The organism is Pontiella sp. (genome assembly GCF_041622395.1).
Classification (GTDB): Bacteria; Verrucomicrobiota; Kiritimatiellia; order Kiritimatiellales; family Pontiellaceae; genus Pontiella.
Map to the genome: position 1 here is coordinate 1 of NZ_JBFJYW010000265.1, position 5,303 is coordinate 5,303.

The following is a 5,303-nucleotide window of genomic DNA, read 5'->3' on the forward strand; positions in this document are numbered from 1 at the left end:
CGGAGGACATGCCCGAATACATGACCATGATCGGCAACATCGATTTCGATACGTTCGACGCCGGCGGACTGCTGGCCGATACGGACGACGCCGTCCGCTCCATGCTGTCGTTGGGCAGTGCGGCAATCGGCTTGGCCGACAACCCCGACAATGCCTTCTACGTGGACGCCAACGCGGGCATGTCCATGCGTATCGGGCGATTTGGCATCGGGGTCCGAAGCTTCATTGAAGGCGCGGGGTTTGTTGAAGACCTCGATCTTGACAATATGGGCATTGAACAAACGGAAGGCGAATTCGCTGCGGCGATCAATTCGGCCGCGGCATCTACCTCGGGGTTCGATGCCGGAACCTATTCCCGCAAGGCATACTCGCAAACCCAATACGATACATTGGTTGCCAAGATTGGTGATGAGAATGCCGTCAAGTACCTCGACTACCAGTTGTTCCGCCTCAGCAATGAAGGTGAAGGGCTAACGGAACAGAATATCGATGATAGTTATACCTTCGTGAATTCGATCGATTTCAACACCCCCGAAGGTTCTGCGAATAGTTTGGAAAACAACGAAACGGTGGTTGCGGTGCGCGGATTCGGGTTGGTCGAGGTGCCGGTCAGCTTTGGTTATGCCTTTAACGAAAACCTGTCGATCGGCATTACGGCCAAGGCCATGTATGGCGTGGTTTCCGGCACCAAGCTTTGGTTCTTCGATGAAGACGCCACCGAAGATGCGCTCGATTCCGCCTCCGACAATACGGAAGCAACCCTCAATTTCGGCCTCGATCTGGGCGTGCTCTACCGCATGAAGATGCTTCAGTTTGCCATCGTGGGCCACAACCTCAACGGCCCCAAGTTCGATGGGTTTTCCGACACGATCGACCTGAAAAACGACAATGGCGATGTGATTGCAACCAAGGCCCTGAAGGTTTCCGACTACAAGATCGACCCGCAGGTCACCATCGGCGCGGCATTCATTCCGTCGCCGCGCTTCACGCTGGAAGTCAGCTACGACCTGCTCGAAACCGGAACGCTGCTGGAAAACTACGACATTCAACGCCTTAGCTTCGGCGGCGAGTTCGATGTCTGGCTGTTGTCCCTGCGCCTGGGAGCCTACAACAACCTGGCGGCCGATTGGATGGGCTGGGTTGGCACCGGCGGCGTTGGCGTCAACCTGTTCGGCGTCCGCCTGGACGTCGGCGGCGCCTACTCCTTCCAGGACACGGCGTCCTACGAGGATTCCGATATTCCGGCCGAGGCGCGCCTCTACGCCGGTCTCTCGTTCGAGTTCTAGGAGCGATGCGGAATCGAGCGGGCAAGGCACCGGATCGTCCGATTCCCGGCCTTGCCCCCGATTCGGTGGCGAGCCTTTCTTTGGGGCGACCGGTTCGCCGGTGTGGCCGAACATAAAAAAACGCGGGTTTTCCCAAGAAAACCCGCGTTTTTTTAAGATGGTGGGCGATACAGAACTCGAATCTGTGACCTCTTGCATGTCAAGCAAGCGCTCTAACCAACTGAGCTAATCGCCCTCAAAAGAAGCACGGAATATACGCATGCCCCCGAGTGCTGTCAACCGGAGTATTGAAAAAAAATCACCCCAAAATCGAACCCGCAAAAACCGGCCGAAATTCGGGTTCTTTCGGAGCGTGCGGGAACGAAACACAATTCGCCAATTAATAGGTTGCATGGGGGCGGCGAGGCATGGATGATATGCCGAATTTTGAAAAAACCATCCCTTTGAACAGTGGATTTTTACGGGAAACACTATGAAAAAAGCAATTATCGCACTGGAAGACGGCACCTGCTTCGAAGGCCGGGCCTTTGCCGGGGCCGGCGAATTTTACGGAGAACTGGTCTTCAACACCTCGATGACCGGATATCAGGAAATTTTGACCGACCCCTCCTATCATGGCCAAATCGTGACCATGACCTACCCGTTGATCGGCAATTACGGCGTTAACGACGAAGACGCGGAATCGCGCGGCATCTTTGCCCAAGGGCTTGTCGTGAGCGAATGCTCCCGGATCTACTCCAACTGGCGCGCCACCAAGTCGCTGGCCGACTATTTGAAAGAAAACGGCAAAATCGGCGTCGACGACGTCGATACCCGCGCGATCACGTTGCACATTCGGGACAAGGGCGCCATGAAATGCGTCATCTCCACCGAGGATCTCGACAAGGAAAGCCTGGTGGCAAAGGCAAAAGCCTCCGACGGACTCGTTGGGCGCGACCTCTCCACCGAGGTGACCATCGACCAGAAATATGTCTGGCCGGAAGGCGGCAAGGCCGATGCCTTATATAAGGTGGCGGTCATCGACTGCGGCATCAAGCTGAACCAACTGCGCATTCTGGGCGATCTCGGTTGCGAATGCACCGTTTACCCCAACACCACCGATGCGGCCGAAATCCTGGCAACCAAACCCGACGGCATCTTCATTTCCAATGGCCCCGGCGACCCGGCAGGCGCGCCGAAAGTGACCGAACTGGTCGGCAAGCTGATCGAATCCAAGATCCCGATGTTCGGCATCTGCTTTGGCCATCAGATGCTTGGCCTGGCGCTTGGCGCCAAGACGTTCAAGCTCAAATTCGGCCACCGCGGCGGCAACCAGCCGATCCAGGACCTGCGCACCACCAAGGTGGAAATCGCCTCGCACAACCATGGCTTCTGCATCGATGCCGACTCGATCGACACCGACGTCGCCGAAATCACCCACATCAACCTCAACGACCGAACCGTGGCGGGCCTCAAGCACAAGCATCAGCCGCTCTTCTGCGTGCAGTACCACCCGGAAGCCGCCCCCGGCCCCCACGACCCGTTCTACCTCTTCGAGGAGTTCATCGAGCTGATGGAGGCGAACACGAAATAATGCCGACTGTTCTTTTAATTTTTGGCTGGCGCGTGTTCTTCTACGCCAACGAAGCGGGAGAGCCGCCGCATGTCCACTGTACAAAAGCGGAATGCGACGCCAAATATTGGCTTAACTTTGAAACGTACGATATTCGTCCAGCATACGAATACAACGTGAACCCCGCTGACAGGCGAATGATTAGAAAGGTCATCTTCAACCATTTCGATTACATCATGGGCGAATGGCAACGAGCAGAGCAGGAGCGTGGAAAATGAACCGAATCCACGAAGTGGAGCTGAAAGGATTCAAAGGCAGAATCCTTGAGCTGGTCATTGATGGGCACCCCCACTCCATTGACCTCGCAAAAGAATCAAACAAGCTAGCGCAAGCAACACAAGCTCAGCTGGAAGACTTCACCGTGTCGCCATCCGGATACGGCATCCACTGGCCCCAAGTTGACGAAGACCTGGCCATTGATCCGATAATTGGAGTCCAACACGAAGTTCCCGTGTGGAAAGTAGCGGAAGAAACCGCTGAATATACAACGAAGAAAGAAAAACCATGAACCACCCCGAATGGATTGCCATTTTAGATTACGGATCCCAGGTCACGCAGTTGATTGCTCGGCGCATCCGCGAACAGAAGGTCTATTGCGAAATCATCCGCTTCGACACCCCCGCCAAGGAGCTGGCAAAGCGCGCGCCGAAAGGAATCATCCTTTCCGGCGGCCCGTGCAGCGTGCCGGATGCGGACTCGCCGAAGTGCGACCCCGCCCTTTTCGACATGGGCATTCCGATCCTCGGCATCTGCTACGGCATGCAACTGACCGCCCAGATCCTCGGCGGCTCGGTCAAGCCCGGCCTCAAGCGCGAATACGGCAAGGCGATGATGACCATCACCAAAGACTCGCCGCTCTTCAAAGGGCTCTCGCCCGACATCCAGGTTTGGATGAGCCATGGCGACAAGGTGGAAGCGATGCCGCCCGGTTTTGAAGCCGTTGCCGAATCCGACAACTGCCCGTTTGCCACGATGCAGAACCTGGAGCGCCGGATTTTCGGCGTCCAGTTCCACCCGGAAGTGGTGCACACGCCGCAGGGCAAGGATATGCTCTGGAACTTTGCCTTCAAAATCTGCAAATGCTCCGGCGACTGGGAAATGTCGAAATTCATCGAGAGCACGGTAGCGCAGATTCGCGATCAAGTGGGCGACGACCACGTCCTGCTCGGCCTTTCCGGCGGGGTCGACTCCTCGGTCGTGGCCGCGCTGCTCCACAAAGCCATCGGGCCCCAGCTCCACTGCGTCTACGTCGACAACGGCCTGATGCGCTACAAGGAAACCGAGGAGATCGAAGACCTGTTCGGGCGCGCCTTCGGCATCGACCTCACCGTTGCCCATTCCGGCGACCTCTTCCTCAGCAAACTGGCGGGCGTATCCGATCCGGAAGCCAAGCGCAAAATCATCGGCAGCACCTTCATCGACGTGTTTGCCGAAAAGGCGCGCGGTTTCGGCGACAAGGTCAAGTTCCTGGGCCAAGGCACGCTCTACCCGGATGTCATCGAATCGGTCTCGCCGATCGGCGGCCCTTCGGCCACCATCAAGAGCCACCACAATGTGGGCGGCCTGCCGGAAGACCTCCAATTCGAGCTGGTTGAACCCTTGCGCGAACTCTTCAAGGACGAGGTCCGCGAAGTCGGCCGCGAGCTGGGGCTCCCGAGTTATGTCGTCGATCGCCAACCCTTCCCCGGCCCGGGCCTGGCCGTGCGCATCATCGGCGACATCACGCCCGAGCGCATCGACGTGCTGCAGCAGGCCGACCTGCGCGTCCGCGAAGAAATCATGAAGATGCCGAACCACCTCGACGTCTGGCAATACTTCGCCGTCCTCCTGCCGATCCAATCCGTCGGCGTCATGGGCGACGACCGCACCTACGAAAACGTCGTCGCCGTCCGCGCCGTCGAGAGCCGCGACGGCATGACGGCCGACTGGTACAAGCTGCCGTACGACGTGATGGATTCCATCTCCAACCGGATCATCAACGAAGTGCGCGGCGTCAACCGCGTCTGCTACGACATCAGCTCCAAGCCGCCGTCCACCATCGAGTGGGAGTAAGTTGAAACGCAAAGCCGCAAAGAAAGCAAAGGCTCGCAAAGCATGACTGAAAATGAACTTTCAAAAGAAATCATCGGGGCGGCGATTGAAGTGCATCGCCATTTAGGTTCTGGTCTTCTTGAAAGTGCATATGAAGAAGCCCTCTGCTACGAACTGGACCTGCGAAACATCCCGTATGAGCGGCAGAAATATCAGCCCCTGCAATATAAAGGTAAAACGCTAAAAACCGATTACCGAATAGATCTTTTGGTAAACCAAAAGGTGATTGTGGAGAACAAGGCCGTGGAAACCGTTTCTCGGATTGATAAGGCTCAAACCCTGACCTATCTGAAATTAAGCGGGATCAAGCTGGC

6 protein-coding genes and 1 tRNA gene are annotated in these 5,303 nt (G+C 56.7%); 6 read left to right on the forward strand and 1 reads right to left on the reverse strand.

Translation table 11 applies throughout. The annotated features are described in order from the left end of the window. Positions 1-1,286: conjugal transfer protein TraF (gene traF, locus ABYO54_RS13575; RefSeq protein WP_372808789.1), on the forward strand; the 1,286-nt coding region annotated here is incomplete at its 5' end. A gap of 158 nt (positions 1,287-1,444) precedes the next feature. Here traF and ABYO54_RS13580 read toward each other — a convergent pair. After that, positions 1,445-1,521: transfer RNA gene (locus tag ABYO54_RS13580), tRNA-Val, on the reverse strand. A 237-nt stretch (positions 1,522-1,758) separates the two neighbouring features. Here ABYO54_RS13580 and carA point away from each other — a divergent pair. From carA to ABYO54_RS13605, 5 genes are all read left to right on the forward strand, one after another. Then, positions 1,759-2,859 (forward strand): glutamine-hydrolyzing carbamoyl-phosphate synthase small subunit, encoded by a 1,101-nt coding sequence (gene carA, locus ABYO54_RS13585; protein WP_372808790.1) that lies wholly within the window; start codon positions 1,759-1,761, stop codon positions 2,857-2,859. After that, entirely contained in the window at positions 2,859-3,116 is a 258-nt protein-coding gene (locus ABYO54_RS13590; RefSeq protein WP_372808791.1) for a DUF4160 domain-containing protein, read from the forward strand. Before carA ends, ABYO54_RS13590 begins: the two co-directional genes overlap by 1 nt. Next, positions 3,113-3,406 (forward strand): DUF2442 domain-containing protein, encoded by a 294-nt coding sequence (locus ABYO54_RS13595; protein WP_372808792.1) that lies wholly within the window; start codon positions 3,113-3,115, stop codon positions 3,404-3,406. The genes ABYO54_RS13590 and ABYO54_RS13595 overlap by 4 nt, the downstream gene beginning before the upstream one ends. Then, complete coding sequence (guaA, locus tag ABYO54_RS13600; RefSeq protein ID WP_372808793.1) at positions 3,403-4,950, forward strand: glutamine-hydrolyzing GMP synthase; 1,548 nt, start codon at positions 3,403-3,405, stop codon at positions 4,948-4,950. The genes ABYO54_RS13595 and guaA overlap by 4 nt, the downstream gene beginning before the upstream one ends. Positions 4,951-4,992: 42 nt before the next feature. Next, the coding region (locus ABYO54_RS13605) for a GxxExxY protein (RefSeq protein ID WP_372808794.1) at positions 4,993-5,303 on the forward strand (311 nt) is incomplete at its 3' end.